22 protein-coding genes are annotated in these 25,689 nt (G+C 69.7%); 11 read left to right on the top strand and 11 right to left on the bottom strand.

From position 1 onward, the window contains the following. Positions 1-26 precede the first annotated feature (26 nt). Complete coding sequence (locus tag ACGFWE_RS27975) at positions 27-461, top strand: hypothetical protein (RefSeq protein WP_393602519.1); 435 nt, start codon at positions 27-29, stop codon at positions 459-461. 252 nt (positions 462-713) lie between these two features. On the opposite strand, the gene ACGFWE_RS27970 is transcribed toward ACGFWE_RS27975, so the two are convergent. Next, entirely contained in the window at positions 714-1,241 is a 528-nt protein-coding gene (locus tag ACGFWE_RS27970) for a YbjN domain-containing protein (RefSeq protein WP_020119256.1), read from the bottom strand. 140 nt (positions 1,242-1,381) lie between these two features. Here ACGFWE_RS27970 and ACGFWE_RS27965 point away from each other — a divergent pair, with 140 nt between their 5' ends. Further along, on the top strand, positions 1,382-1,882 hold the full coding sequence (locus ACGFWE_RS27965; protein ID WP_393602517.1) for a hypothetical protein: 501 nt from the start codon (positions 1,382-1,384) through the stop codon (positions 1,880-1,882). A 183-nt stretch (positions 1,883-2,065) separates the two neighbouring features. On the opposite strand, the gene clpB is transcribed toward ACGFWE_RS27965, so the two are convergent. Further along, positions 2,066-4,678, bottom strand: a complete 2,613-nt coding sequence (gene clpB / locus ACGFWE_RS27960; RefSeq protein WP_352387603.1) for an ATP-dependent chaperone ClpB — start codon at positions 4,676-4,678, stop codon at positions 2,066-2,068. Between the two features lie 127 nt (positions 4,679-4,805). Between clpB and ACGFWE_RS27955 the strand changes: the two genes are divergently transcribed. Further along, a complete protein-coding gene (locus ACGFWE_RS27955) occupies positions 4,806-5,219 on the top strand; it encodes a pyridoxamine 5'-phosphate oxidase family protein (protein ID WP_393602515.1) in 414 nt (137 codons plus the stop codon). 163 nt (positions 5,220-5,382) lie between these two features. Here the strand turns inward: ACGFWE_RS27955 and ACGFWE_RS27950 are convergent, their stop codons facing one another. Both ACGFWE_RS27950 and ACGFWE_RS27945 read right to left on the bottom strand, forming a co-directional pair. Further along, on the bottom strand, positions 5,383-5,718 hold the full coding sequence (locus tag ACGFWE_RS27950; RefSeq protein ID WP_028809089.1) for a hypothetical protein: 336 nt from the start codon (positions 5,716-5,718) through the stop codon (positions 5,383-5,385). A 5-nt stretch (positions 5,719-5,723) separates the two neighbouring features. Continuing rightward, positions 5,724-5,879, bottom strand: a complete 156-nt coding sequence (locus tag ACGFWE_RS27945; protein ID WP_352388087.1) for a hypothetical protein — start codon at positions 5,877-5,879, stop codon at positions 5,724-5,726. 128 nt (positions 5,880-6,007) lie between these two features. Between ACGFWE_RS27945 and ACGFWE_RS27940 the strand changes: the two genes are divergently transcribed. Next, on the top strand, positions 6,008-7,048 hold the full coding sequence (locus tag ACGFWE_RS27940; RefSeq protein ID WP_352387599.1) for a helix-turn-helix transcriptional regulator: 1,041 nt from the start codon (positions 6,008-6,010) through the stop codon (positions 7,046-7,048). Beyond that, the gene (locus tag ACGFWE_RS27935) at positions 7,045-8,019 is read left to right on the top strand and encodes a helix-turn-helix transcriptional regulator (protein WP_352387597.1); all 975 of its coding nucleotides are present in this window, start codon (positions 7,045-7,047) and stop codon (positions 8,017-8,019) included. The genes ACGFWE_RS27940 and ACGFWE_RS27935 overlap by 4 nt, the downstream gene beginning before the upstream one ends. Here the strand turns inward: ACGFWE_RS27935 and ACGFWE_RS27930 are convergent. Continuing rightward, the gene (locus ACGFWE_RS27930) at positions 7,982-9,010 is read right to left on the bottom strand and encodes a LuxR C-terminal-related transcriptional regulator (RefSeq protein ID WP_393602512.1); all 1,029 of its coding nucleotides are present in this window, start codon (positions 9,008-9,010) and stop codon (positions 7,982-7,984) included. The two genes, ACGFWE_RS27935 and ACGFWE_RS27930, sit on opposite strands and share 38 nt — an antisense overlap. A 331-nt stretch (positions 9,011-9,341) precedes the next feature. On the opposite strand from ACGFWE_RS27930, the gene ACGFWE_RS27925 reads away from it, so the two are divergent. The 3 genes from ACGFWE_RS27925 to ACGFWE_RS27915 are packed head-to-tail and all read left to right on the top strand — an operon-like array spanning position 9,342 to position 12,657. Further along, the gene (locus ACGFWE_RS27925; RefSeq protein WP_352387593.1) at positions 9,342-10,883 is read left to right on the top strand and encodes a circularly permuted type 2 ATP-grasp protein; all 1,542 of its coding nucleotides are present in this window, start codon (positions 9,342-9,344) and stop codon (positions 10,881-10,883) included. After that, the gene (locus ACGFWE_RS27920; RefSeq protein WP_393602510.1) at positions 10,880-11,812 is read left to right on the top strand and encodes an alpha-E domain-containing protein; all 933 of its coding nucleotides are present in this window, start codon (positions 10,880-10,882) and stop codon (positions 11,810-11,812) included. Before ACGFWE_RS27925 ends, ACGFWE_RS27920 begins: the two co-directional genes overlap by 4 nt. A 2-nt stretch (positions 11,813-11,814) precedes the next feature. Beyond that, the gene (locus tag ACGFWE_RS27915; protein WP_393602508.1) at positions 11,815-12,657 is read left to right on the top strand and encodes a transglutaminase N-terminal domain-containing protein; all 843 of its coding nucleotides are present in this window, start codon (positions 11,815-11,817) and stop codon (positions 12,655-12,657) included. An 18-nt stretch (positions 12,658-12,675) separates the two neighbouring features. On the opposite strand, the gene ACGFWE_RS27910 is transcribed toward ACGFWE_RS27915, so the two are convergent. After that, entirely contained in the window at positions 12,676-13,779 is a 1,104-nt protein-coding gene (locus ACGFWE_RS27910) for a sugar ABC transporter substrate-binding protein (protein WP_393602506.1), read from the bottom strand. Between the two features lie 240 nt (positions 13,780-14,019). Between ACGFWE_RS27910 and ACGFWE_RS27905 the strand changes: the two genes are divergently transcribed. Both ACGFWE_RS27905 and ACGFWE_RS27900 read left to right on the top strand, forming a co-directional pair. Further along, entirely contained in the window at positions 14,020-16,080 is a 2,061-nt protein-coding gene (locus tag ACGFWE_RS27905; protein ID WP_393602505.1) for a PA14 domain-containing protein, read from the top strand. Positions 16,081-16,132: 52 nt separating this feature from the next. Continuing rightward, a complete protein-coding gene (locus tag ACGFWE_RS27900) occupies positions 16,133-17,782 on the top strand; it encodes a fibronectin type III domain-containing protein (protein WP_393602503.1) in 1,650 nt (549 codons plus the stop codon). A 74-nt stretch (positions 17,783-17,856) separates the two neighbouring features. On the opposite strand, the gene ACGFWE_RS27895 is transcribed toward ACGFWE_RS27900, so the two are convergent. The 5 genes from ACGFWE_RS27895 to ACGFWE_RS27875 form a co-directional block, all read right to left on the bottom strand. After that, positions 17,857-18,303: a heat shock protein transcriptional repressor HspR gene (locus ACGFWE_RS27895; protein ID WP_352387581.1), complete on the bottom strand. Its 447-nt coding sequence runs from the start codon at positions 18,301-18,303 to the stop codon at positions 17,857-17,859. A 5-nt stretch (positions 18,304-18,308) separates the two neighbouring features. After that, complete coding sequence (gene dnaJ / locus ACGFWE_RS27890) at positions 18,309-19,490, bottom strand: molecular chaperone DnaJ (RefSeq protein ID WP_352387579.1); 1,182 nt, start codon at positions 19,488-19,490, stop codon at positions 18,309-18,311. A 45-nt stretch (positions 19,491-19,535) separates the two neighbouring features. Further along, entirely contained in the window at positions 19,536-20,183 is a 648-nt protein-coding gene (grpE, locus tag ACGFWE_RS27885; protein ID WP_352387578.1) for a nucleotide exchange factor GrpE, read from the bottom strand. Beyond that, entirely contained in the window at positions 20,180-22,024 is a 1,845-nt protein-coding gene (dnaK, locus tag ACGFWE_RS27880) for a molecular chaperone DnaK (protein WP_352387576.1), read from the bottom strand. The genes grpE and dnaK overlap by 4 nt, the downstream gene beginning before the upstream one ends. Before the next feature lie 94 nt (positions 22,025-22,118). Continuing rightward, positions 22,119-23,138: an MraY family glycosyltransferase gene (locus ACGFWE_RS27875; RefSeq protein ID WP_393602500.1), complete on the bottom strand. Its 1,020-nt coding sequence runs from the start codon at positions 23,136-23,138 to the stop codon at positions 22,119-22,121. 216 nt (positions 23,139-23,354) lie between these two features. On the opposite strand from ACGFWE_RS27875, the gene ACGFWE_RS27870 reads away from it, so the two are divergent. Continuing rightward, the gene (locus tag ACGFWE_RS27870; RefSeq protein ID WP_393602498.1) at positions 23,355-25,637 is read left to right on the top strand and encodes a (Fe-S)-binding protein; all 2,283 of its coding nucleotides are present in this window, start codon (positions 23,355-23,357) and stop codon (positions 25,635-25,637) included. Positions 25,638-25,689 lie beyond the last annotated feature (52 nt).

Below are 25,689 nucleotides of genomic sequence, written 5' to 3'. Positions count from 1 at the left end.
TGATCTCGATCATGCGGAGCCCCAAGGTGACCTTCGAGGTCGGCGGTGTGCGCTTCGGCTGCCTGCTCGGCATGGAGATCCACTACCCGGAGTTGTTCGCCGAATACGAGAAGCTGGATGTCGACTGCGTCCTGTTCTCCACCAGCGGCACCCCGGGCAACACCGCCGCGCAGGCCCAGGGCCACGCCGCGGTCAACAGCTACTGGGTCAGTTTGGCGGTGCCGGCACAGCACAGCGCCAAGGCACCGTCCGGAATCGTCGCTCCCAACGGCGACTGGCTTGCCCGGTGTCCCACGGACGACTCGCCATCGGTAGCCGTCGTGAACCTGGACGACACTTCCGAGGCCGCCGCCGACGCAGTGACCTACGGGCGTCCCTGGCGTCGGGAGGCGCGCGCCGGCGTCCACACCGGGCACCAGGTGATCGATCCGCGCAGCGAAGACCGGACGGCGGCCTTCTAGCTCACGACCAGGATCCGGGGCGGGAGCGGCTGAAGACACCGGCGACCCAATGCTCGCTTATGGGGGGGCGGTCCCGCGTCGGAAAGTTACCCACAGGCTGTGGACGGGCGCCGCTCGCACCGGTGCCGCCGCAGACGGCCAGAGCCCGGCCCCGGCACGCGGCCGTGGTGGCCGGTGCCCTGGCCGGGCTCTCGTTGCCTGCGGCGCGTATCCGGTCATGTCAACCGATACGCCCCGGTAGCCGGAGGACGCCTACTCGTCGTCCTCGGGCTTCTCGGCGTCGTTGACTTCCTCCTCGAGGCCGAGCTGCTCGACGAGCCACTTGTCGAACTCGATGGCGGCGCGCACCCAGCTGACGGTCGAGGAGACGAAGTGCTCCAGGCTGACGCCGGTGCCGATGAGCATCTGCGCCTCACCGATCAGACGGACGGTGCCGTCGTCATGGGTGTGGCTGTAGACCTTGGGCCACAGGGTGCGCCGGTTCCAGTCGTCGATGGACTCCAGCAGCGTGGGCTTCTCGTCGATCTGGTGGGGCCGGTCGTAGAACGTCCGCACCGAGAAGACCTGCTGGTCACCCTCGCCACGGAACATGAAATACGTACGGAACTGCTCCCACGGCGCCGCGAGGTCACCCTCGTCGTCGACGACATACTTCAGCTCCATCTGGTCGAGGAGCTGCTTCACGAGATCCTGATCCGGGACGACGGGGCCCGCCGGTCCTTGGGGCTGCGGCTCGGGCTGGCCCCCGAAGTTCGGAATCGAGGACGGATCGATGGTCACCGTGAATTTCCCTTCGTACGGATTCCGCCATCCTCCCCCATCCGGGGAGGGGGGTGGCAAGCCCAGACGGAACCTGTCCTCCCAGGGCTGACATGATCCGGTCAGCCACGGTAAACAGGGGCTGAGGAAACGGGGAAGCCATGACAAAGACACAGATCGAGACGCAGATCGAGACGGTGCCGGAACAGACCGAGCCGGGCGGGACCAGATGGGGCGTCGTCCTGGCGATCCTGGCCGTGCCGACGCTGGTGGTGGGGGCCCTGATCGCGCTGGGGATCGCCTGGCTGTTCACGGACGACTCGGTCGCCGCGGACGTGAAGCAGACCTCGTGTGCCCAGGCGCTGGCCTTCGGCGGGGCGAAGCTGCCGGCCGGGGCGTACGACACCTGGTGCGGGATCGAGGCCGGGCCGGAGCCCCGCTACGACGCCCGCTTCCGGATGCCGCGCGGCGAGATCGGCGCCTGGGTGGCGGCCACCTTCCCCGAGGGGCCGCGGCTGCGGACCACGCAGTGCGGCGACGCCCAGGTCGACGCGTGCCTGAACGCGGGCCCGGTCGCCGGGCAGCGGGCCTCCGTGCAGATCGAGATCGTCCACGACAGCCACAAGTGGTCCGAGGTGCGGTTCCTGGCGTTCACGCCGTGAGAGCCGGGGCAAGGGCCGGAACGACCCCCGCCACGCCCCTAGGAGCACCTCGCCGATCGCCGGGCAGCGGGCCTCGTACGGATCGAGGCCGTCCACCACAGCCACAAGTGGTCCGAGGTGCGGTTCCTGGCGTTCACGCCGTGAGAGCCGGGGCAGGGGCCGGAACGACCCCCGCCACGCCGCTCAGAGCGTCTTGCCCGTCTCCGGACGGCCGGTCGCCGGTCCCACGATCAGACCGTCACCGAACGCGTCCACCCGGACCGTGTCGCCGTCCTTGACCTCGCCGGACAGGATCTCCTTGGCGAGCCGGTCGCCGATGGCGGTCTGGACGAGGCGGCGCAGCGGCCGGGCACCGTAGGCCGGGTCCAGGCCCTCGACCGAGAGCCAGTCCAGTGCCTCGTCGGTGATCTCCAGGGTGAGCCTGCGCTCGGCGAGCCGCTTGGCGAGGCGGTCGATCTGGAGGCGCGCGATGCGGCGCAGCTCCTCCTTGGTCAGGGCCGAGAAGACGACCAGGTCGTCGAGCCGGTTGAGGAACTCCGGCTTGAAGGAGGCGCGGACCACCTCGAGGACCTGCTCCTTCTTCTCCTCCTGGGAGGTGATCGGGTCGACCAGGAACTGGCTGCCCAGGTTCGACGTCAGGACCAGGATCGCGTTGCGGAAGTCGACCGTGCGGCCCTGACCGTCCGTCAGGCGTCCGTCGTCCAGCACCTGGAGCAGGATGTCGAAGACCTCCGGGTGGGCCTTCTCCACCTCGTCGAGGAGCACCACGCTGTACGGCCGCCTGCGCACCGCCTCGGTCAGCTGGCCGCCCTCCTCGTAGCCGACGTAGCCGGGAGGCGCGCCGACGAGCCTGGAGACGGTGTGCTTCTCGCCGTACTCCGACATGTCGATGCGGACCATCGCCCGCTCGTCGTCGAAGAGGAAGTCGGCGAGCGCCTTGGCGAGTTCGGTCTTGCCGACGCCGGTGGGGCCGAGGAAGAGGAAGGAGCCGGTGGGCCGGTCCGGGTCGGAGATCCCGGCCCGGGTGCGGCGCACGGCGTCGGACACGGCCTGCACGGCCTCGCTCTGGCCGATGAGCCGCTTGCCCAACTCCTCCTCCATGCGCAGGAGTTTCTGCGTCTCGCCCTCCAGGAGGCGGCCCGCCGGGATGCCGGTCCAGGCGGCGACGGTGTCGGCGATGTCGTCGGGGCCGACCTCCTCCTTGACCATGGTGTCCTTGGAGACCTCCTCCTCGGCCTCGGACGCGGCCTCCAGGTCCCGTTCCAGGGTGGGGATCTCGCCGTAGAGCAGCTTGCTGGCGGTGTCGAAGTCGCCGTCGCGCTGGGCGCGTTCGGCCTGACCGCGCAACTCGTCCAGCTTCTCCTTCAGTTCACCGACCCGGTTGAGGGACTGCTTCTCCTTCTCCCAGCGGGCGGTCAGGCCCCGCAGCTCCTCCTCCTTGTCGGCGAGGTCGCGGCGCAGCCGCTCCAGGCGCTCACGGGAGGCCGGATCGGTCTCCTTGACCAGCGCGAGCTCCTCCATCTTCAACCGGTCCACCCCGCGCTGGAGTTCGTCGATCTCCACGGGCGAGGAGTCGATCTCCATGCGGAGCCGGGAGGCGGCCTCGTCGACGAGGTCGATGGCCTTGTCGGGCAGGAAGCGGGAGGTGATGTACCGGTCGGAGAGGGCGGCCGCCGCGACCAGCGCGCTGTCGGCGATCTGGACCTTGTGGTGGGCCTCGTAGCGTCCCTTGAGTCCGCGCAGGATGGCGATGGTGTCCTCGACGGTGGGCTCGGCGACCAGCACCTGCTGGAAGCGCCGCTCCAGGGCGGGGTCCTTCTCGATCCGCTCGCGGTACTCGTCGAGGGTCGTCGCGCCCACCATGCGCAGCTCACCGCGGGCCAGCATGGGCTTGAGCATGTTGCCGGCGTCCATGGAGGAGTCCCCGCCGGCGCCCGCGCCCACGACGGTGTGCAGCTCGTCGATGAAGGTGATGATCTGCCCGTCGGAGTCCTTGATCTCCGCGAGGACCGTCTTCAGCCGCTCCTCGAACTCACCGCGGTACTTGGCGCCGGCGACCATCGCCCCGAGGTCGAGCGCGACGAGCCGCTTGTCCTTGAGCGACTCGGGCACGTCCCCCTTGACGATCCGCTGGGCGAGCCCCTCGACGACGGCGGTCTTGCCGACGCCGGGCTCACCGATGAGGACGGGGTTGTTCTTGGTACGGCGGCTGAGCACCTGGACGACCCGGCGGATCTCCTGGTCGCGGCCGATGACGGGGTCGAGCTTGCCGTCCCGTGCGGCGGCGGTGAAGTCGGTTCCGAACTTCTCCAGGGCCTTGTACTGGCCCTCGGGGTCGGCGGTGGTCACTCTGCGCCCTCCTCGGGCCTTCTGGAACGCTTCGAGCAGCTTCTTCGGGGTGGCGCCCTGCCGGGTCAGCACCTCGGCGGCCGGCCCGCCCTTGGCGGCGATGCCGATGAGCAGGTGCTCGGTGGAGAGGTACTCGTCGCCGAGGTCCTGGGCCCGGGCCTGCGCGTCGGCGATGGCGGAGAGCAGGTCGCGGTTGGGCTGCGGGGGCGCGACGGTGGACCCGGCCACGCTGGGCAGCGAGCCGAGCACCTTCTCGGCGCCGGCCCGCACGGCGGCCTGATCGGCGTCGACGGCGGCGAGCAGATCGACGATGTTCTCGTTGTCCTGTCCTTGGAGCAGAGCAAGGAGCAGGTGGGCAGGGGTGAGGTCCGGGTGTCCCTCGGTCACGGCCCGGTTGCTGGCCGCGTTGATGGCGTCCCGGCTCCGGTTGGTCAGCTCGGCATCCACTGGTCCGTACTCCTCCTCGGTGTCAGCTCCTGTACCGACTCCTGCGCTGACTCATTCAGCGTACATAAAGTTGAGTCTATTCCACTCAAGGCAGTCCGTGGGAGGGATCAGGGGCTAGCGTCCCGGCATGACCTCCTACGCCCAGGATCCGGGTGCCCCGGACCCGTCGTTCCTCAGCTTCTGGCGCGAACGGCATCTGTGCACACTGACGACACCGCGCCCGGACGGGAGCCCGCACGTGGTGCCCGTCGGGGTGACCTACGACCCGGAGGCCCGTCTCGCCCGGGTGATCACGAGCCGGACCAGCGCGAAGGTACGGCACGTGCTGGCGGCCGGCGAGAGCGGGGCGGCGGTGGCGGTGTGCCAGGTGGCGGGGCGGCGCTGGGCCACGCTGGAAGGGCGGGCGCGCGTGCGCACGGAGCCGGACCGGGTGGCGGACGCGGTGCGGCGGTACGCCGAGCGCTACGAACGGACGCCGGCGCCGAACCCGCTGCGGGTGGTCATCGAGATCTCGCTGACCGGAGCGATGGGGCATTTCTGAGCGGCTCGCGAGCGGCTTTCCGAGCGGCCTTCCGAGCCACGGCCCGATCACCCGATACCGCGAAATGTCGCCCAAAACTGCAGCGGCGTCACCGTGTTCAGGTCACGGTGACGCCGCTGCGGGGGGAAGCACCTGAGCGATCTGTTACGACGGGGGAATCGCGTCAGGCACTGCGGGGGGTGGCTGAGATGGTCCGGGGGGTGGGGGTTTCCGGTTCCACCAGCCGATGGTCTCGTTGGTCCAGGTTCACAAAGATCATTCCGTACCGGATGGCACACCGAACGGGCTGCGGCGCCCCCCGAGGCCGCCGCAGACACCGGTACGCCCGTACGTCCTCGTCCTCGTCCCGCGTGACGACCACCGGTTCGCCGAAGACAGTCACCATCAACGAGTCACCGGGGTGGGGGATCGCGGTGACCAGATCGATGAAGTGCCAGCCGGAGCGGTAGGCGGTGGCCATTTCTCTGCGGAAGGAGCGGTCGTCGGGTGGGGTGGTCATCGGCCTCAGTCCCACTTACTGTCAGCCGGGAACACGATCAGATCGTCATCCGCGACAACAACAGACTGCGCACCACCCGTCTCGCGCGCATCGCTCTTCGTACCGGAGAGGCCACTCAGAGTCCCGAAGGCCACAACGGCGGAGAAGGCGGCGACAAGCACCGAGCGAAGCATTCTCTTACGCATAGTCGGCTTCGTCCTCACTTGAAGGTCCCCTCTTCCCCCGTCGAGTAAGACGATGGCTCATTCAGGCACGTCATGGCCACACGATCGGTGCATCATGTTCCTGCATGTTCAGGACCCTGGGGGGTGGAGATTTGGCAACAAATGGGATTAAGGCGACACATCCCCATGCGATGACCGAGTTGTGTGAAGAGGGAACGCGCCTCTACGCAAACGCTCTGCGCACGGGACGAATCCTCCGAGCGGACATCGAGCCCGCTCCGTGTCTGATGGAATTCGCCCTTCTGCACCCCGACCCGGACGACGCGAACTGGCTGCGCCCCGTCTCGCCCGCCGTCGCCCTGGCGCAGCGCCTGCACCCCATCGAGCACGAGATCAGCGAGAACCGGCGGCTGTCGATCGCGCTCACCGAGGTCTTCGAGCCGTTCATGGCGCTCAGCGCGCAGGAGACCACCTCCACCCACTCGATCACCGTGCTGGAGGGCCTCGACCGCATCAACGCGGCACTCGACCTGGCCACCGCCCAGTGCCAGACCGAGATGCTCACGGTCCAGCCGAGCGGCCGCCGCAGCTCCGAGACCAGGCTCATGGAGGCGCTGGAACGCGACAGACCCCTCATAGAACGCGGTGTGCGGATCCGGACCCTCTACCAGCACACGGCCAGGTACAGCCCGGAGAGGCTCGCCTGGGTGGACCACTTCGCCGACGGGAAGGCCGAGTACCGCACCATCGACGAACTGGTGGAGCGCCTCATCATCTGCGACGAGACCGTCGCCTTCATCCCCACCCGTGACGACCGGCAGGTCGCCCTCGAACTCCGTCACCCCGGTCTCGTCCGGTACCTGATCAAGGTGTTCGAGTTCATGTGGAGCCGTGCCGTGCCCCTGAACGCCGGCGCCCCCTACGAAACGGCCCCCGACGGCATCACGGACATCCAGCACTCCATCGCCAAGCTGCTCGTGGAGGGCCATGTCGACGAGGCGATCGCCCGGCGGCTGGGGATGAACGTCCGCACGTGCCGGGCCCACATCGCCAAGCTCGCCACGGCGCTCGGCAGCGGCAGCCGCGCCCAGCTCGGCTTCCTCATCGCCCAGTCGGGCATCCTGAAGCCCGACCACCCGATGCCGGGGGGAGACGTCCACCCGTGAGCGGGGCGCACACCCACGGGCCGGAAGAGCTCTGCGAGGCGGGTCTGCACCTGTACACCCGTGCGCTGCGCGAAGGGCGGGTGAGCGCGAAGGAGGCGGACGAGGTGCCGTGTCTCGTCGACCTCGGTCTGCTGCAGCCGGACATCGAGGACCTGCGGTGGCTGCGGCCCATCGCCCCGGCCTTCGCCCTGCGTCGGCTGCTGCGTGGCGTGGCGGACCGCGTCGCGGACGAACGGCGCCGTGAGGAGCGGCTGGCGGCGGTGTTCGAGTCGCTGGCGGAGATCGACAGCCGCTCCACCGCGGTCGCGGACACCATCAGCGTCCTCAGCGGTCTCGACCGTATCGGCCGGGCCATTCACCGGGCCGTGGCGGACTCCTCGGGTGAGGTCCTCACCATCCAGCCGCACACCAGTCAGACCCACTCCCCGGCCGGGATCCACGCCGAGGCCTTCGTGCGCGACCAGGCCCTGCTCGACCGTGGCGGCCGTATCCGCACGCTCTACCAGCACACCCTCCGCCACGCGCCCAGCATTCTGTCCCGCTACGAGCGTCTGCGGGGCGATGTGGAGGCCCGCACCCTCGACGAGGTCACCCAGCGTCTGATCGTGATCGACCGCGCGGTCGCCTTCATCCCCGCCAACAAGGACCGCACGCTCGCCCTGGAGATCCGCCACCCGGCCATCGCCGACTTCCTCGCCACCACGTTCGACCGCCTGTGGCGCCTGGCCACGCCGATGTATCCCCGGGCCGTCCACCCGCCCTCACCCGAGGGCATCACGCCCCGCCAGCGCGCCATCGCCGCGCTCCTCATCGAAGGCCACACCGACGCCGTCATCGCCGACCGGCTCGGCATGAACATCCGCACCGCCCGCGTCCACATCGCCAAACTCGCGGCGACGCTCGGCAGCGAGAGCCGGGCCCAGCTCGGCTACCTCATCGGACGGTCCGGGATTCTTGACCGGGAAGCGTGATCGGGGACACCGCGGTGGGGCCGTCCAGGCCCACCTGCGCTATCCGCACGCCCAGTTGCGTACGACTGGCCGCCCCGAGCGTCTCCGACAGCCGGGCGATATGGGCCCGGCAGGTGCGCACGCTGATCCCCAGCCGTTCCGCGATCACCGCGTCCTGGTGGCCCTCGGCCAGCAGTGCGGCGATGGACTGCTCGCGATGGGAGATGCCCTCGATGCCGGTGTCGGGCAGAGGGGCGGTGAGGGGGATCGCCAGGCGCCACAGCCGCTCGAAGACCGTGACCAGGTACTCCACCAGCGCCGGGTGCCGCAGTTCCAGGGCGAGGGTGCGGTCGGCGTTCGCGGGGATGAAGGCGACCTTGCGGTCGAAGAGGATCAGCCGGTCGATGACCTCGTCCAGTGTCCGCGCCTGCACCGAGCCGCCCATCAACTCCAGGTAGTTCAGGAGCCCTTGGCCGTGCCGGGCGACGTGGGTGTAGAGGTCCCGCATCCGTACGCCCCGGCCGCGCAGCGCCAGCGCCCGGTGCAGGCCCTCCGTCAGCTCGTGCTCGGGACGGATGCCGCCGGGCTGGACCGTGAGGACCTCCGTCGTGCACGCCTCGGTCGCCTCGTCCATCGCGGCCTGGATCCGGGAGAGACCGTCGAGGACCCGGATCGCGGTCCCCTCACCGGCGCCCGGCACCAGACTGGGTCCCAGGCCCGCGTACCGCTCCACCGCCGCGACCGCCGCGCCCACCCGCCGCTGGCTCGCGCTGACCTCGTCGTGGACCTCGCGCAGCAGCCGGGTCATGACCTCCTGCGGTGCCGTCGGCACCAGCCAGTCCATGTCGTCGGGATCCGGGTGCAGCAGGGCCAGCTCCAGCAGACAGGGCACCGGCCCGGCGTCGGCGCGGGGCACGCGGCCGCGCCGTACGGCCCGGGAGTACACCCGGTCCCCGGCCTCGCACAGCCGGTCAGCACCGTGTGGATGGTCGTCCGTCCCGAGCCCGGTCATTGCCCATCCCACCCCCGGTTCCAGCGTCTACCGCCCTCTTGTCCTGTTTCCCCATCGGAGCGTCGAAGCCCCCTCGGCGGAGCAACTATGCGCGGCCCGGACCGGCTCCGCAACACGGCTCCTCGGGCCGAGGGCGCGGAAAACGGCCGGTATACCCCGTTACCTACGGCCCTCCCCCCGCCCTTCTGCAACAAGCTGACGGTGACGCGGCCACCCTCACGAGTGCCTCGCCGAGGCCCTTCACCCCCGGCCGGAACCGTCCGCTCCGCGCGTCAACTGCCGGAAACCACGCAGTGATCACCCCGTTACGTGCCGCACTTAACGTCAGGTCATGGCGGACATATTTGACGCATACGCGTTGGCCGACGCGTGGGACGAGATGTTCGAGCGGCCGGGCGAGGTCAGGACCGCCTACGAGCCGGTACTGGCCGCGCTCCAGCCGATCGAGCCGAGTGAACTCAGGTTCCGGGCCGACCAGATGGCCCGGGCCTTCACCGACCGGGGCGTGACCTACGCCTTCGCGGGCGAGGAGCGGCCCTGGCCGCTGGACCTCGTGCCCCGGATCCTCGACGCCCTGGAATGGGATCTCGTGCGCCGCGGGGTGAGCCAGCGGGTCCGGGCCCTGGAGGCCTACCTCGCGGACGCCTACGGGCCCGCCCGAGCCTTCGAGGACGGGGTCGTGCCCTGGCGGCTGCTGCTGAACTCCCCGCACTTCCACCGGGCCGCGCACGGGCTCGAACCCGTGGGCGGCGTGCGCATCCATGTCGCCGGCATCGACCTGGTCCGGGACGAACAGGGCGACTTCCGGGTCCTGGAGGACAACGTCCGGGTTCCCAGCGGCGTGTCGTACGTCATCGAGAACCGGCGCGCCATGACCCGGGTCTTCCCGTCCCTCTTCGCCGAGCAGCACGTGGTCCCCGTCGACGGCTACGCGCAGAAGCTGCTCGCCGCCCTGCGCGCCGCCGCGCCCGACGGCGCCCAGGACCCCCGGGTCGTGGTCCTCACTCCCGGCCCCAGCAACGCCGCCTACTTCGAACACGCCCTGCTCGCCCGGCTGATGGGCGTGCAGCTGGTCGAGGGGCACGACCTGGTGTGCCGGGGCAACCGGGTGTGGATGCGCACGACCCGCGGAGAGGTGCCCGTCCACGTCGTATACCGGCGCCTGGACGACGACTTCCTCGACCCGCTCCACTTCCGCCCCGACTCGGTGATCGGCTGCCCGGGCATCCTCGGCGCGGCCATGGCGGGTCATGTCACCCTCGCCAACGCGGTCGGCAACGGCATCGCGGACGACAAGCTGCTCTACACCTACGTGCCGGACCTGATCCGCTACTACCTCTCCGAAGAACCGATTCTCCCCAATGTGGAGTCCTTCCGGCCCGACGAACCCGGCCAGCTCCAGGCCGTCCTCGACCAGCTCGACCAGCTCGTCGTGAAACCCGTCGACGGGGCCGGCGGGCAGGGCATCGTCATCGGGCCGAAGGCCGACCGCGAAACGCTGGAGAGGACACGCAAGGCCGTGGCCGAGAACCCCCGCGGCTTCATCGCCCAGCGCCCGGTCGCTCTGTCCACCTCCCCCACCCTGGCGGGCGAACGCATGGCACCCCGTCACATCGACCTGCGCCCCTTCGCCGTCAACGACGGCAACGACATCTGGGTCCTGCCCGGCGGCCTGACCCGGGTCGCCCTCCAGGAGGGCAACCTGATCGTCAACTCCAGCCAGGGCGGCGGCTCCAAGGACACCTGGGTGCTCGCCGAGGGCCCCGCGGAACCGCCCACGCCCGCGAACGGAACCGCCCGCCTGGACATCGCCCCACGTCAGCACGGTCCCGACGGCACTCCCACCGTCGTACAGGAAGGAGGACAGCAGTGAACGACGTGATCCTCTCCCGGATAGCCGAGGCACTGACCTGGACCGGCCGGTACGTCGAGCGGGCCGACAACACCGGCCGGATCCTCGACGCCTATCTGCACCGCCTCCTCGAGGACCCGTGGCGCGACGAGGACCTGGCCTGCCGGTCGCTGTACGCGATCCTCGGCGTCGACGCGGGCGGCCCCCGGGTCGACATGCAGCAGGTCCTCGACCAGCTCGCCTTCGACGCCCGCTCCACCTGCTCCATCGAGGGCGCGCTCGGCGCGGCCCGGCTCAACGCCAGGAGCGCCCGTGAGGCCGTCTCCTCGGAGATGTGGGAGTGCCTGAACTCCACCTGGCACGCCCTGGCCGACCAGCGGCTCGCGGCCCGCCGTACCGGCCCCTACGCCTATCTGGAACTCGTACGGCGGCGTGCGGCCCTCTTCTTCGGGCTCGCCGACTCCACCATGAGCCGCGACGACAGCTGGCGTTTCGTCGTCCTCGGCCGGAGTCTGGAGCGGGTGGACATGACCGTGCGGCTGCTGTCGGTCCGGGTCCTGGACGCCGCCCACGCGCCCGACTGGCCGACCCTGCTGAGCGCCTCGGGCGCCGACGAGGCCTACGCGCGCGTGTACGGCGGTTTCGGCGACACCCCGCGCGTGGCCGAATTCCTGCTCCTGGACCGGGACTTCCCGCGCTCCGCGCTGCACGCCCTGACGACGGCGGAGGAGTGCCTGACCGCGCTCGGCCGCCCCCGTCAGGACCCCGCGCGCCGCCCCATCGGCCGGATGCGCACCCGCCTCGAATACCTCGACCTGCACGCCCTGGAGGAACAACTCCCGCTGCTGCTCGGGGACCTGCAGAGCGCCTGCATGGCTGCCGCGGAGGCGGTGGCGGAGCGGTTCTTCCCGTACCAGGGGCCCGTCGAATGGGCCCAGGAAGGAGCGTGAGCATGACCAGCCGCCTCCGGATCAAGCACGTCACGCACGTCTCGTACGCCCAGCCCGTCGCCTCGTCCCACAACGAGGTCCGCATGACCCCGCTGACCCTGCCCGCCCAGACCACCCTGGACTCCCGGGTCACCGTCAGCCCGGCCACGCCCACCTGGTCGTACTGGGACTACTGGGGCACCCAGGTCACCGGCTTCGACCTGATGGACCCGCACGGCCATCTCACCATCACGGCCTCCAGTCTGGTCGAGACCCACCCGGCGGGCCCGCTCCCCGTACCGCCCGCCTGGGCCGAGCTCGCCCGGCAGACCGCGGACTCACGCCTGTTGGAGTTCCTCGACCCGACGGTCCGGACGACCGTCCCGGCCACACTGGTCGACAAGGCACGGGAGCTCGCGGCCGGCCTCGACGTGCACGCGACGGCGGTCGCCGTGTCCGACCTCGTCGCCGACCGGGTCTCCTACCTCCCCGGCACGACGGGCGTGAACACCTCCGCCGCCGAGGCCTGGGAGCAGGGCGCCGGAGTCTGCCAGGACATCGCCCACGTCACCCTCGCGCTGCTGCGGGGCGTGGGCCTGCCGACGCGGTACGTCTCCGGCTATCTGCATCCCGAGCGGGACGCGGAGCTGCACCGGCCGGTCGCGGGACAGAGCCACGCCTGGGTCGAGTACTGGGCGGGCGAGTGGTGCGGCTACGACCCCACCAACCGGGTCCGGGCCGACGAGTCCCACGTGGTGGTGGGCCGGGGCCGGGACTACGACGACGTGACCCCGCACAAGGGGATCTACCGGGGGGTGCCGGGGGCACCGCCCGAGGTGACGGTGGAGTTCACGCGGGTGGCGTGAACTCCGGGGAGGGGCCGGTTACTGCAGGTCCGCCGCCGCGCAGGCGCTCTTGTAGTCCGAGGTGCAGATGTCCTTGACGGTGTAGATGCCGTCCTTGACGACCGTGCTCTTGATGTTGTCCTTCGTCAGCGCGACGACCTGGACGAGCTGGGCCGGGATGTCCTTGTCGGTGGGGCTGTCGACGCTGTCCGAGGCGAGGGCGTCGAACTGGATGCCCTTGCCCTGGACCTTCGTCACGGCCATCTCGGCGGCGGCCTCGGCCTCGTCCGGGTACGGCTTGTAGACGCTCATGTACTGCTCGCCCGCGACGATCCGCTGCACCGCGGACAGCTCGGCGTCCTGGCCCGTGATGGGCGGGAGCTTGGTCATGCCCGCGTCCTCCATCGCCTGGATGGCGGCGCCGGCCATGGCGTCGTTGGCGGAGTACACGGCCTTGATGTTGCCCTTGCCGATCGCGCTGATCGCCTCGGCCATGTCCTTCTGCGCGGTCTCGGGCTTCCAGCCGTCGACGTCGTACGTCTTGGAGATCGTCACCTTGCCGTTGAGCTCGGACATCGCGCCCGCCTTGAACTGCCCGGCGTTCGGGTCGGACGGCGAGCCGTTGATCATCACGATCTTGTCGGAGGTGTCGATGCCGGAGCCGATCGCCTCGATGAGGGAGCGGCCCTGCACCTCGCCGACGAGCTCGTTGTCGAAGGAGACGTACCCGTCGATCGGGCCCTCGGCGAGGCGGTCGTAGGCGATGACCGGAATGCCCGCGTCCTTGGCCTTCTGCACCATGCCCGCGATGGCGTGCGAGTCCACGGCGTCCAGCAGGATGACGTCGACCTTCTGGTCGATCATCTGCTGCATCTGCCCGGCCTGCTTCTTGGCGTTGGCCTCGCCGTTGGCGTAGACGGTCCTGCCCTGCTTGCTGGTGAGCTGGGCGACCTTCTTCTGGATGATCGGGTAGTCGAACTCCTCGTAGCGGGTGTTCGTCTTCTCCGGCATGAGCACGCCCACGGTGATGTCGTTGCCCTTGGTCGGGCTCGCCTCGCTCCCGCTCGCGGCGCCGAGCGCGCCACAGGCGGCCAGCGAGAGGGTCATCGTGGACGCGGCCACGGCTATGGCGATACGACGCATGGGGCTGCTCACTTCTGGTGCTTTCAGGACGCGGGCGCGGCATTGCGGCCCATGTGACTGAAAAGCCAACGCGGGGCCGCCCATCGACGTCAAGCGGAATCACTTAACGAGTGCGCAACGCCACTCTCCGCCAATGGTGTGAAGACTTGGCGCGAACACTAGTACAACCAACTTCACACCTCGCGAGTCGTGATCACAGCAGCCGCACAACTGCTGTTCCCCGTACGACCAGAGGACCGAATGAAGTCAGCCAGACGGACGACCGCAGCCGCCGTCGTCCTCGCCACCGCCGGCACCCTCGTCTCGCTGGCGGCGGCGCCCGCCCCGGCGGCCGTGTCGTGTGCCTCGCCCGTGTTCCAGCGCCAGTTCTACGCGAACACGAGCCTGTCGGGCGCCCCGAAGAAGACCGACTGCGACAGCGCGATCGACGACTCCTGGAGCGGCGCCCCGGTCACCGGCCTCCCGAAGGACAACTTCGGCGTCCGCTGGACCGTGACCCGCGACTTCGGCTCCGGCGGCCCCTTCGCGCTCGGCGCCACCGGCCTCGACGGCATCCGCGTCTACCTCGACGGCGTCCGCAAGATCGACCTCTGGAAGAACGTCTCCACCACAGTCGCCAAGACCGCCAACGTGACGATCCCGTCCGGCAAGCACACCCTGCGCGTCGACTACGCCAACTGGACCGGCGCCGCCAAGATCAAGGTCACGTACACGCCCCGGACCTCCGCCGACGTCGACAAGGTCAAGCCCCTCACCCCGACCGGCACTTCCGTCACGTACGACAAGGCCACCGGCACAGCCAAGCTCACCTGGGCGAAGAACAAGGAGATGGACCTCGCCGGCTACCGGGTCTACCGACGCCTGAAGGGCACCGCCTTCGGCACCAAGCCCCTCACGACGACGACCGGCACCTCGCACACCGACGTCCCGACACCCACCGGCGACACCTACTACTACGAGATCCGCGCCTACGACAAGGCCGGCAACGAGTCCGGCGGCACCGCCGACCAGGCCGTGACCACCGCCGACCGCACCGGCCCGGCCGCGCCCTCGGGGCTCACCGCACACGTCGATCTGTACGGAATGGTGGTCGTCTGGAACGCGGTGGCGGATGCGGCCGGCTACGAGCTGTACGAGAAGGACCCGGCCACGGGCTCGTACATCCTGATCCAGGAGCTCGCGGGGACATCCCACACCTATGGCGTTCCGGAGACGAAGGCCACCCATACCTACGTGGTGCGCGCCCACGACGCCGCGGGAAACACGAGCGCGTATTCGGCTCCGGTCAGCGCCGACGGCATCGACCGCACCGCCCCGGACAGACCGGAGAAGCTGCTGGCAGTGGTCTACGGGGGCTCGGTCGACCTCCATTGGGACGCGCCGCGCGATCGCACCGACGGCGAACTGACCAATGGCGCGCACTTCACGGTGCTGCGTTCGAAGGGAACGACGCTCGGGACCGACGCGGTGAAGGTCGCCTGCGAGTACCCGGACCACAGCACAGGCGGTGGTGAGGACTATTCCACGTTCGGGTGCCAGGACCTCGACTGGGAACTCGACACTGCGTACACCTACGGCGTCACCCTCACCGACGGCAAGGGCAACGCGTCGGCCGTTTCCGCGACGGTCACCGTCACCACCGCCGACCGCACTGCGCCGCTTCCCGTCACGGGTCTGACCGCGACTCCCCGAGCCGACGGGACGGTGCTGCGCTGGAACGCACCCGTCGACGACGACATCGCCTACTACGACGGCTGGATCGGCACGCGTCGCGACGACGGGACCGTGCGATGGCTCGACAGCTGCTTCGACGACGGGGCAGGTGACCCGCTGGCGATGCTGTGTGTCGACATCCCGGACGGCGAGACGCTGGTCTACGCGGTGACCGCACGAGACAAGTGGGGCAACTCGTTGCCGGTCACCGACCCGTCCGTTCCTACCGTGTCCTCGACGGAACTCGACACCAGAGCGGCCGAAAGCATTTACGCGGACAACGCGCCGCTGCTGGGCAGCGGAGGCTGGATCTGGACCTCCGAGGACATCACCGCGTTCGACTGGCGGTGCGAGGGCGATGTGTGTGCCGACATCACCACGTACCGGATCAGTCGCTGGGATCCGGTGACCCGTACTTACGGCCTGCTGGACACCGAGCCGGCCGTTCCGGGCACCTCGCGTTACACCTACCTCGACGAGACCCAACCGCTCGGACAGGTCTCGTACTACCGGGTCGTCGGTGTCCGCACCGACGGCACGGAGACGGCTGCCGCCCATCCCTTTCGGATCAGGCCGGACGTGGTCTGAAAACCGTCTCCCGCCCGACCGACCCTTTCATCGCTCAAAGCAAGAGGAACGTATGAACCCTGTCAGACGTACGACGGCCGGCGCGCTGGTGCTCGCCACCGCCGGCACCCTCGTCTCCCTGACGGCGGCGCCCGCCCCGGCGGCCGTGTCGTGTGCCTCGCCCGTGTTCCAGCGCCAGTTCTACGCGAACACGAGCCTGTCCGGCGCCCCGAAGAAGACCGACTGCGACAGCGCGATCGACGACTCCTGGAGCGGCGCCCCCGTCTCGGGCCTGCCCAAGGACAACTTCGGCGTCCGCTGGACCGTGACCCGCGACTTCGGCTCCGGCGGCCCGTTCGCGCTGAGCGCCACCGGCCTCGACGGGATGCGGGTGTACCTCGACGGCGTCCGCAAGATCGACCTGTGGAAGAACGTCTCCACCACGGTCACCAAGACCGCCAACGTGACGATCCCGTCCGGCAAGCACACCCTGCGCGTCGACTACGCCAACTGGACCGGCGCCGCCAAGGTCAAGGTCACGTACGCGCCGCGGACCTCCGCCGACGTCGACAAGGTCAAGCCCCTCACCCCGACCGGCACTTCCGTCACGTACGACCAGGCCACCGGCAAGGCCAAGCTCACCTGGGCGAAGAACAAGGAGATGGACCTCGCCGGGTACCGGGTCTACCGGCGGCTCAAGGGGGCCTCCTTCGGCACCAAGCCGCTCGGCACGACCACCTCCACCTCGTACAGCGACACCGCCCTGCCGGTGACCGGCGACACGTACTACTACGAGGTCCGCGCCTACGACAAGGCCGGCAACGAGTCGGGCGGCACCGCCGACCAGGCCGTGACCACGGTTGACCGCACCGGCCCGGCCGCGGCGACCGGGGTGACCGCGCTGGGCACCACGGCGGGCAACTCCGTCACGTGGCAGGCGTCCTCGTCCAAGGACGTCGACCACTACGAGGTGTGGGGAGCGCCCGTGGGGCAGTCCGACCCCGACGGGCCCGAGCCGGTCCGGGGGACCTCATGGACGGACGTGACGGCGGACGCCGGGACGGCGTACGCGTACAAGGTGCAGGCCGTCGACACGGCCGGGAACTTCGCCCCGGTCTCCGACCCGGCCACCGTCACCCGCCCCGTCGCCTCGGCGGTGCCCGCCCCGACCGGAGCCACCGGCACACCCGCCGACGCGTCCACCACGCTCGCGTGGCCCGCGGCCGACGGCGCCACCGGCTACCGCGTCTACCGGCGTACTTCCGTCAACGGCGCCTGGAGCCTGCTGGACAGCCCTGCGGGAACGTCGTACGAGGACACCTCCGCCCCGCAGGGCAAGGCCTACTACTACGTGGCCGCCGTCGACGCCCAGGGCGCCGACTCGGTGCCCTCCGCCGAGGTCACCGTCGACCGGCTCACCCCGGCCACCGCGACCGGCCCGGCCGCGCCGAAGCTGACCCTGGTCACGGAGGGAGTGCCGGCGCGCGCGCCCGTCCAGGTCACGGCGGCCCCGGGCACGGGTGACGAGGGACGCGTCCTGAAGGGGTACTCCTGGGAGATCTCGGGTGCCTGCGGCGACAGCGGCATCCGGTTCTCCACCACCGGCGCCCTCTCCTGGACGGCCCCCTGGAACGGTCCCTGCGTCGCCGAGGTGTACGCCGTGGACGCCTACGGCCGCCAGGGCACGCAGAGCGCCTCGGTGGAGTTCTTCAGCGGCCGTTGACACACACCACAGCCGCTGACGGCGCATGAAGAAGGGGCCCGGAGAGATCTCCGGGCCCCTTCTTCGTGCTGTGCCTAGTCCCTGGCCTTCTTCGGCCGCCACACCACCAGCGCGCTGGTCTGCTGCACCTCCTGGTACGGCACCAGGTCACGGCGGTACGACGCGTGCACCGCCGCCTCACGCTGCTGCATGGCCGCCGCGGCCCCTTCGACGGCCGCCTGGAGCTCGGCCACCCGGGACTGCAGCGCCGCGACCTGGTTCTCCAGCTCGATGATGCGCTTGATGCCCGCCAGGTTGACGCCCTCGTCCTGCGACAACTGCTGCACCTGGCGCAGCAGTTCGATGTCCCGGGCCGAGTAGCGCCGGCCCCGGCCCGCGGTGCGGTCCGGAGACACCAGCCCCAGACGGTCGTACTGACGCAGCGTCTGCGGGTGCAGTCCGGACAGCTGGGCCGCCACCGAGATGACGTAGACCGGGGTCTCCTCGGTCAGTTCATACGGGTTGCGTCGACGACCGTCCATCTAGATCATGCTCCCTTCGCGGCCTGGAACAGCTCCGCCCGTGGATCCTCACCCACGGTCGCCTCGCGATACGCCTCCAGCGCGTCACGAGCCTTCCCCGACAGCTCGGTCGGGACACTCACCTCGACGGTGACCAGCAGATCGCCCCGGGTGCCGTCCTTGCGGACCGCGCCCTTGCCCCGCGCCCGCATGGTGCGGCCGTTGGGCGTGCCCGGGGGCAGTTTCAGGGTCACCGAGGGGCCGCCCAGCGTCGGCACCTTGACCTCGCCGCCGAGCGCCGCCTCCGAGAAGGTCACCGGGACCGTCACCGTGAGGTTGTCGCCCTTGCGGCCGAAGACGGGGTGCTCAGCGACGTGCACGGTGACGTACAAGTCGCCCGCGGGGCCGCCGCGTTCACCGGGCGCCCCCTTCCCGCGCAGCCGGATCCGCTGGCTGTCGGACACCCCGGCCGGGATACGGACCTGCATGGTGCGGGAGGACTTGGCCCGCCCGGAGCCCTTGCAGATCTCGCAGGGGTTCTCCGCGATCAGGCCGCGGCCCTTGCAGTCCGGGCAGGGGTCCGTGAGGGAGAACCCTCCGCCGGAGCCCCTCGCCACCTGGCCGGTGCCCACGCAGGTCGGGCACACGCGCGGGTTGCCGTTGGCGTCGCCGGTGCCCGAACAGGCCTTGCAGGGGGCCTGCGAGGACATCCTGAGCGGGACCGTCGCACCCTCGATCGCCTCGGTGAAGCTGAGGGTGACCTCGGTGTCGATGTCCTGGCCGCGCCGCGGCTGGACGCGCGTAGTTCCGGAGCTGCCCCGGTTGAACAGGCCTCCGAAGACGTCTCCGAGTCCGCCGCCGAAGCCGCCGGCTCCCTGGGCCCCGCCCTGGGCGCCGCCTCCGAAGAGGTCGCCCAGGTCGAAGTTGAAGGAGCCACCCGCGCCGCCCGGCCCCGGACGGAAGCCGCCGTTGCCGAACAGGGCGCGGGCCTCGTCGTACTCCTTGCGCTTCTTGGGGTCACCGAGGACGTCGTTCGCCTCGGAGATCTCCTTGAAGCGCTCCTCGGCCTTGGTGTTGCCCTTGTTGGCGTCCGGGTGGAACTCGCGGGCGAGTTTCCGGTACGCCTTCTTGATCTCGGCCTCGGTGGCGTCCTTGGGGACGCCGAGGACCTTGTAGTAGTCCTTCTCGATGAAGTCCTTGGTGCTCATCCTCGACGTGCCCCCTTTCCGGTGTCCCGATCGTTCTCTTCGACCTCAGCCCTCCTCAGGGCCGTTGTCCTTGTCGTCGCCGGCCTCGGACCCGTCCTCGGCCTTGACCGTCTGCGCGCCCGGCTGCGGCTCGGCCACGGCCACCCGCGCGGGGCGGATGGTGCGCTCGCCGATGCGATACCCGGGCTGCAGGATCGCCACGCACGTCGTCTCGGTGACGTCGGGTGCGTAACTGTGCATCAGGGCCTCGTGGATCGTCGGGTCGAAGGGCTCGCCCTCCTTGCCGAACTGCTGGAGTCCCAGCTTCGCCGCCACGGTCTCCAGCGACTCCCCGACGCCCTTGAAGCCGCCGACGAGTTCACCGTGTTCCCGCGCGCGGCCGATGTCGTCGAGCACCGGGAGGAGCTCGGTCAGGAGGTTCGCGATGGCGATCTCCTTGACCGTGATCCGGTCCCGCTCCACGCGGCGGCGGTAGTTCTGGAACTCGGCCTGGAGCCGCTGGAGGTCCGCGGTGCGCTCGTCGAGCGCCTTGCGCGACTGGTCCAGCTGGGCCGTCAGGCCGGCGATCTGCGCTGTTGCGTCCCCGGCCGGGGCCGCCCCTTCTTCGGGGGCGGCCTTCGGCTCGGCGTCGTCGGGGGTGGCGCCGGAGGGGACGTCGGGCTTCTCGTCGAAGCCCGGGGTCTCCTCCGTCACGCGGCACCGTCCTTGCGCTCGTCGTCCACGATCTCGGCGTCCACGACGTCGTCGTCCGCCTTGGCCTCGGAGGCACCGGCGTCCTCGCCGCCGGCGGCCGCTCCGGCCTGGGCGTCGGCGTACATGGCCTGGCCGACCTTCTGGGAGACCGCGGCGACCTTCTCGGTCGCGGTACGGATCTCCGCGGTGTCCTCGCCCTTGAGCGCGGCCTTCAGCTCCTCGACGGCGGACTCGACCTCGGTCTTGACCTCACCGGGGACCTTGTCCTCGTTGTCCTTGAGGAACTTCTCCGTCTGGTAGACGAGCTGCTCGCCCTGGTTGCGGGTCTCGGCGGCCTCGCGGCGGCGGTGGTCCTCCTCCGCGTACTGCTCGGCCTCCTGGCGCATCCGGTCGACCTCGTCCTTCGGCAGCGAGGAGCCGCCGGTGACGGTCATCTTCTGCTCCTTGCCCGTGCCCAGGTCCTTCGCGGTCACGTGCATGATGCCGTTGGCGTCGATGTCGAAGGCGACCTCGATCTGCGGGACACCGCGCGGGGCCGGCGGCAGACCGGTCAGCTCGAACATCCCGAGCTTCTTGTTGTACGCCGCGATCTCGCGCTCGCCCTGGTAGACCTGGATCTGCACGGACGGCTGGTTGTCCTCGGCGGTGGTGAAGATCTCGGACCGCTTGGTCGGGATCGTCGTGTTCCGCTCGATGAGCTTGGTCATGATGCCGCCCTTGGTCTCGATACCGAGGGACAGCGGGGTCACGTCGAGGAGCAGGACGTCCTTGACCTCACCCTTGAGCACACCGGCCTGCAGGGCGGCGCCGATGGCGACGACCTCGTCCGGGTTGACGCCCTTGTTGGCGTCCTTGCCGCCGGTGAGCTCCTTGACGAGCTCGGCGACGGCGGGCATACGGGTGGAGCCACCGACGAGGACGACGTGGTCGATCTCGTTGATGGAGACGCCGGCGTCCTTCATGACGTTGAAGAACGGGGTCTTGCAGCGCTCCAGGAGGTCCGCGGTCAGCTGCTGGAACTGAGCCCGGGTGAGCTTCTCGTCCAGGTGCAGCGGGCCCTCGGCGGAGGCGGTGATGTAGGGCAGGTTGATCGAGGTCTCCGTCGAGGAGGACAGCTCGATCTTCGCCTTCTCGGCAGCCTCACGCAGACGCTGCAGCGCCATCTTGTCCTTGGCGAGGTCCACGCCGTGACCGGACTTGAACTGCTGCACCAGGTAGTCGACGACGCGCTGGTCCCAGTCGTCACCACCGAGGTGGTTGTCACCGTTGGTGGCCTTCACCTCGACGACGCCGTCGCCGATCTCCAGCAGGGACACGTCGAAGGTGCCGCCACCGAGGTCGAAGACGAGGATCGTCTGGTCGTCCTTGTCGAGGCCGTACGCCAGCGCGGCCGCGGTGGGCTCGTTGACGATGCGCAGGACGTTCAGGCCCGCGATCTCGCCGGCCTCCTTGGTCGCCTGACGCTCGGAGTCGTTGAAGTACGCCGGGACGGTGATGACCGCGTCGGTCACCTTCTCGCCCAGGTAGGACTCGGCGTCCCGCTTCAGCTTCTGGAGGATGAAGGCGGAGATCTGCTGCGGGTTGAAGGGCTTCCCGTCCAGCTCCATCTTCCAGTCGGTGCCCATGTGCCGCTTCACCGAACGGATGGTCCGGTCCACGTTGGTGACCGCCTGGCGCTTGGCCACCTCGCCGACCAGCACTTCGCCGTTCTTCGCGAAGGCGACGACGGACGGCGTGGTCCTGGCACCCTCGGCGTTGGTGATGACGGTGGGCTCGCCGCCTTCGAGAACGCTGACGACGGAGTTAGTCGTGCCCAGGTCGATGCCGACCGCACGTGCCATGGTTGATTCCTCCAGCTGACTTGAGTGGAACAGACTCAAGTGTGCACGACAGCCCCGGCTCGGTCAACAGACCTGAGTCGTCCAGGCTCAACTCTTATCCGTTCCTTACACGCAACTGGCCTCTGACCTGCGTCGATACCGGACGAGGCGCACTGCCGGACTTCACACGAAGGAGTGCGAGTACGACGACCAGGACGCCCCCGGCCACCCAGAGAGCGCCGGTCGCGGCGATCCACCCGAGGTGCACCAGGACCGCGACGAGTACCCCGCCGAAGGCCGCGACACCCAGCACGACGGACGCGCCCTGCGGAGTGAGCCCGAGCCGCCGCAGCCGGTGGCCGAGATGGTCGGGGGCGGCACGCAGCAGCGGCCGCCCGGACAGCAGCCGGGCCAGGACGACGAGCACGACGTCGGCGCTCACCACCGCCGTCAGCGCGAACAACACCCCCGCGCCGGAGCCGAGTTCCTGCCCCGCGCGGGTCGTCACGGCCGCGGACGCGAGCACGAACCCGGTGAACAGCGCCCCGCACGCGCCGAGTCCCGCACGCGCGGGATGCCAGTTGTGCATCAGGAACCCGGTCAGCGCGGCGGCCAGCACGCTCAGCAGCACGGCGAGCCCGTCCATCACTTCGGCCGCCGCACAGGCCCCCGCCCCGAAGGCGGTGACGACCCCGACGGTCCCGGCGAGCCCGTCGGCGTGGTCCAGCGCCTTGAACCCGAGGGCGACGAAGACGATCCAGCCGGCCGCGAGGAGACCTGCCGCCACCCCCGTCTCCTCGTACGGCACGACACACGCCGCCGCCACGGCCGTACCGCCCACGAGGAACCGTGCCTTGACCCGCCGTACGTCGGCGACGAGCCCGAGGAGGGCCACGCCGGCCCCCGCGACGAGCAGCCGTCCGACATCGGGCCCGAGCGGGGTCACGCCCCGCCAGTCCCCGACGAACGCCACGCCACAGGTGGCCGCCACCATCGCCACACCTCCGGACAGCGGCATCGGCCGTCGCCATCGCCGGTCGACGATCCCGAGGCGCAGGGCGGCCACCCGCAGCACGGCGGTGAGCACGGCGGCGAGGAGCAGGGCGGAGGTGGCGGCAAGGATCCCGTAGAGCACGAGCCTAAATTAGCGCCGTATGTACCAATTCATCACGAATAACACGATCGGGTTTTAAGGTAACCCTCAGCGATTCAGATCACTGCGTGCCCGGCTACAGTGCGGCGGAGGATGGGGGTAGTCTCAGACGGACTGCATAAGTTACCGCTTAGTAATGACGAGAATCCGTCCTCGCGGACCTCTCGTAGACCCCTCGCAGGCCCGAGGAGCCCCGAAATGCAACTCGCCGCGATCATCGTGTCGCTGGTCCTGACCGTGGTCGGCGTGGCACTGCTCGCACGCGCCATCGGCCAGTTCGTCCGGTACTTCAAGCTGGGCCAGCCGGTCCCCGCCGGAAGCAGGACCGACAACCCCTACGCACGCAGCGTGACGCTGGTGAAGGAGTTCCTCGGCCACACCCGGATGAACCGGTGGGGCGTCGTGGGCTTCGCCCACTGGTTCGTGGCCGTCGGCTTCCTGACCCTGCCGCCCACCCTCGCGCAGGCGTTCGGCCAGCTCTTCAAGGCCGACTGGGTGCTGCCGGTCATCGGCGCGTTCCTGCCGTTCGAGATGTACATCGAGTTCATCGGTGTCATGACCGTGCTCGGCATCGCCGCGCTCATCGTGATCCGCCTGCTGAGCCTGCCCTCCCGCCCCGGCCGCAAGTCCCGCTTCGCGGGCTCCAAGGCGGGTCAGGCGTACTTCGTCGAGTACGTCATCCTCACCATCGGCCTCGCCATCTACGTGCTGCGCGGCCTGGAGGGCGCGCTGCACCACGTGGACGGCTACGAGGCCGGGTACTTCGCCTCGTACCCGCTGGTCCTGGCCTTCAAGGGCCTGAGCGTCACCGCGCTGCAGAACCTCGTCTACCTCGTCGCGACGATCAAGATCGGCACGTCCTTCGTGTGGATGATCGTCGTCTCGCTCAACACCAACATGGGTGTGGCCTGGCACCGCTTCCTGGCCTTCCCGAACATCTGGTTCAAGCGCAACGCGACCGGTGAGACGGCCCTCGGCGGTCTCCAGCCGATGACGAGCGGCGGCAAGCCGATCGACTTCACCGACCCCGGTGACGACGACGTCTTCGGCGTCTCCCAGGTCGAGCAGTTCTCGTGGAAGGGCCTGCTGGACTTCTCCACCTGCACCGAGTGCGGCCGCTGCCAGTCGCAGTGCCCCGCGTGGAACACCGGCAAGCCGCTCTCCCCCAAGCTCCTCATCATGTCCCTGCGCGACCACGCGCACGCCAAGGCGCCGTATCTGCTGGCCGGCGGCGGCAAGACGATGGAGGGCGAGGAGAAGGCGTCCGAGGAGCAGCTGAAGGACGTCCCCGCGGCGGCTCTCGCGGAGGCCGAGCGTCCGCTGATCGGCACGGCCGAGGAGAACGGCGTCATCGACCCGGACGTCCTGTGGTCCTGCACCACCTGCGGCGCCTGTGTCGAGCAGTGCCCGGTGGACATCGAGCACGTCGACCACATCGTCGACATGCGCCGCTACCAGGTCATGATCGAATCGGCCTTCCCCTCCGAGGCGGGCACGATGCTCAAGAACCTGGAGAAGAAGGGCAACCCCTGGGGCCTGGCGAAGAAGCAGCGCCTGGAGTGGCTCAAGGAGGTCGAGTTCGAGGTCCCGGTCGTCGGCCAGGACATCGAGGACCTCACCGAGGTCGAGTACCTGTACTGGGTCGGCTGTGCGGGCGCCCTCGAGGACCGCGCCAAGAAGACCACGAAGGCGTTCGCCGAACTCCTCCACATCGCGGGCGTCAAGTTCGCGATCATGGGCGGCGACGAGAAGTGCACCGGCGACTCCGCCCGCCGCCTGGGCAACGAGCCCCTGTTCCAGGAGCTCGGCATGGAGAACGTCATGGCGCTGAACATGGCGTTCGGCGAGGAGCTGGACGACGACGGCAAGGTGGTCCCGGAGTCCGCCAAGCCGAAGTCCGCGAAGAAGATCGTCGCGACCTGCCCGCACTGCCTGAACACGATCGGCAACGAGTACCCGCAGCTCGGCGGCGACTACGAGGTCATCCACCACACCCAGCTGCTCCAGCACCTGGTGGACGAGGGCAAGCTGGTCCCGGTCACGCCGGTCGAGGGCATCATCACCTACCACGACCCCTGCTACCTGGGCCGCCACAACAAGATCTACACGCCCCCGCGCGAGATCATCGCGGGCGTCCCGGGCCTGCGCAACGAGGAGATGCACCGCCACAAGGAGCGCGGCTTCTGCTGTGGCGCCGGTGGCGCGCGGATGTGGATGGAGGAGCGGATCGGCAAGCGCATCAACAACGAGCGCGTCGACGAAGCTCTTTCCCTCAACCCCGACATCGTCTCGACGGCCTGCCCGTTCTGCCTGGTCATGCTCACCGACTCGGTCAACGGCAAGAAGAACGACGGCAAGGCGAAGGAGTCGATCCAGGTCGTCGACGTCGCCCAGCTGCTGCTGCAGTCCGTGAAGACCCCGGGCGACCCGCAGGACGCGGCGGAGGCGGAGAGCGAGCCGGAGCCGGAGCCGGTGAAGTAGCGCTCACGACGGTGCTGTTCGGCGCCCTCGGGTCCCACCGGGCCCGGGGGCG

The organism is Streptomyces sp. NPDC048523, from assembly GCF_043199815.1.
Classification (GTDB): domain Bacteria; phylum Actinomycetota; class Actinomycetes; order Streptomycetales; family Streptomycetaceae; genus Streptomyces.
Note: the sequence above shows the minus strand (reverse complement) of the source record. Positions and strands in the feature narration are given on the sequence as shown.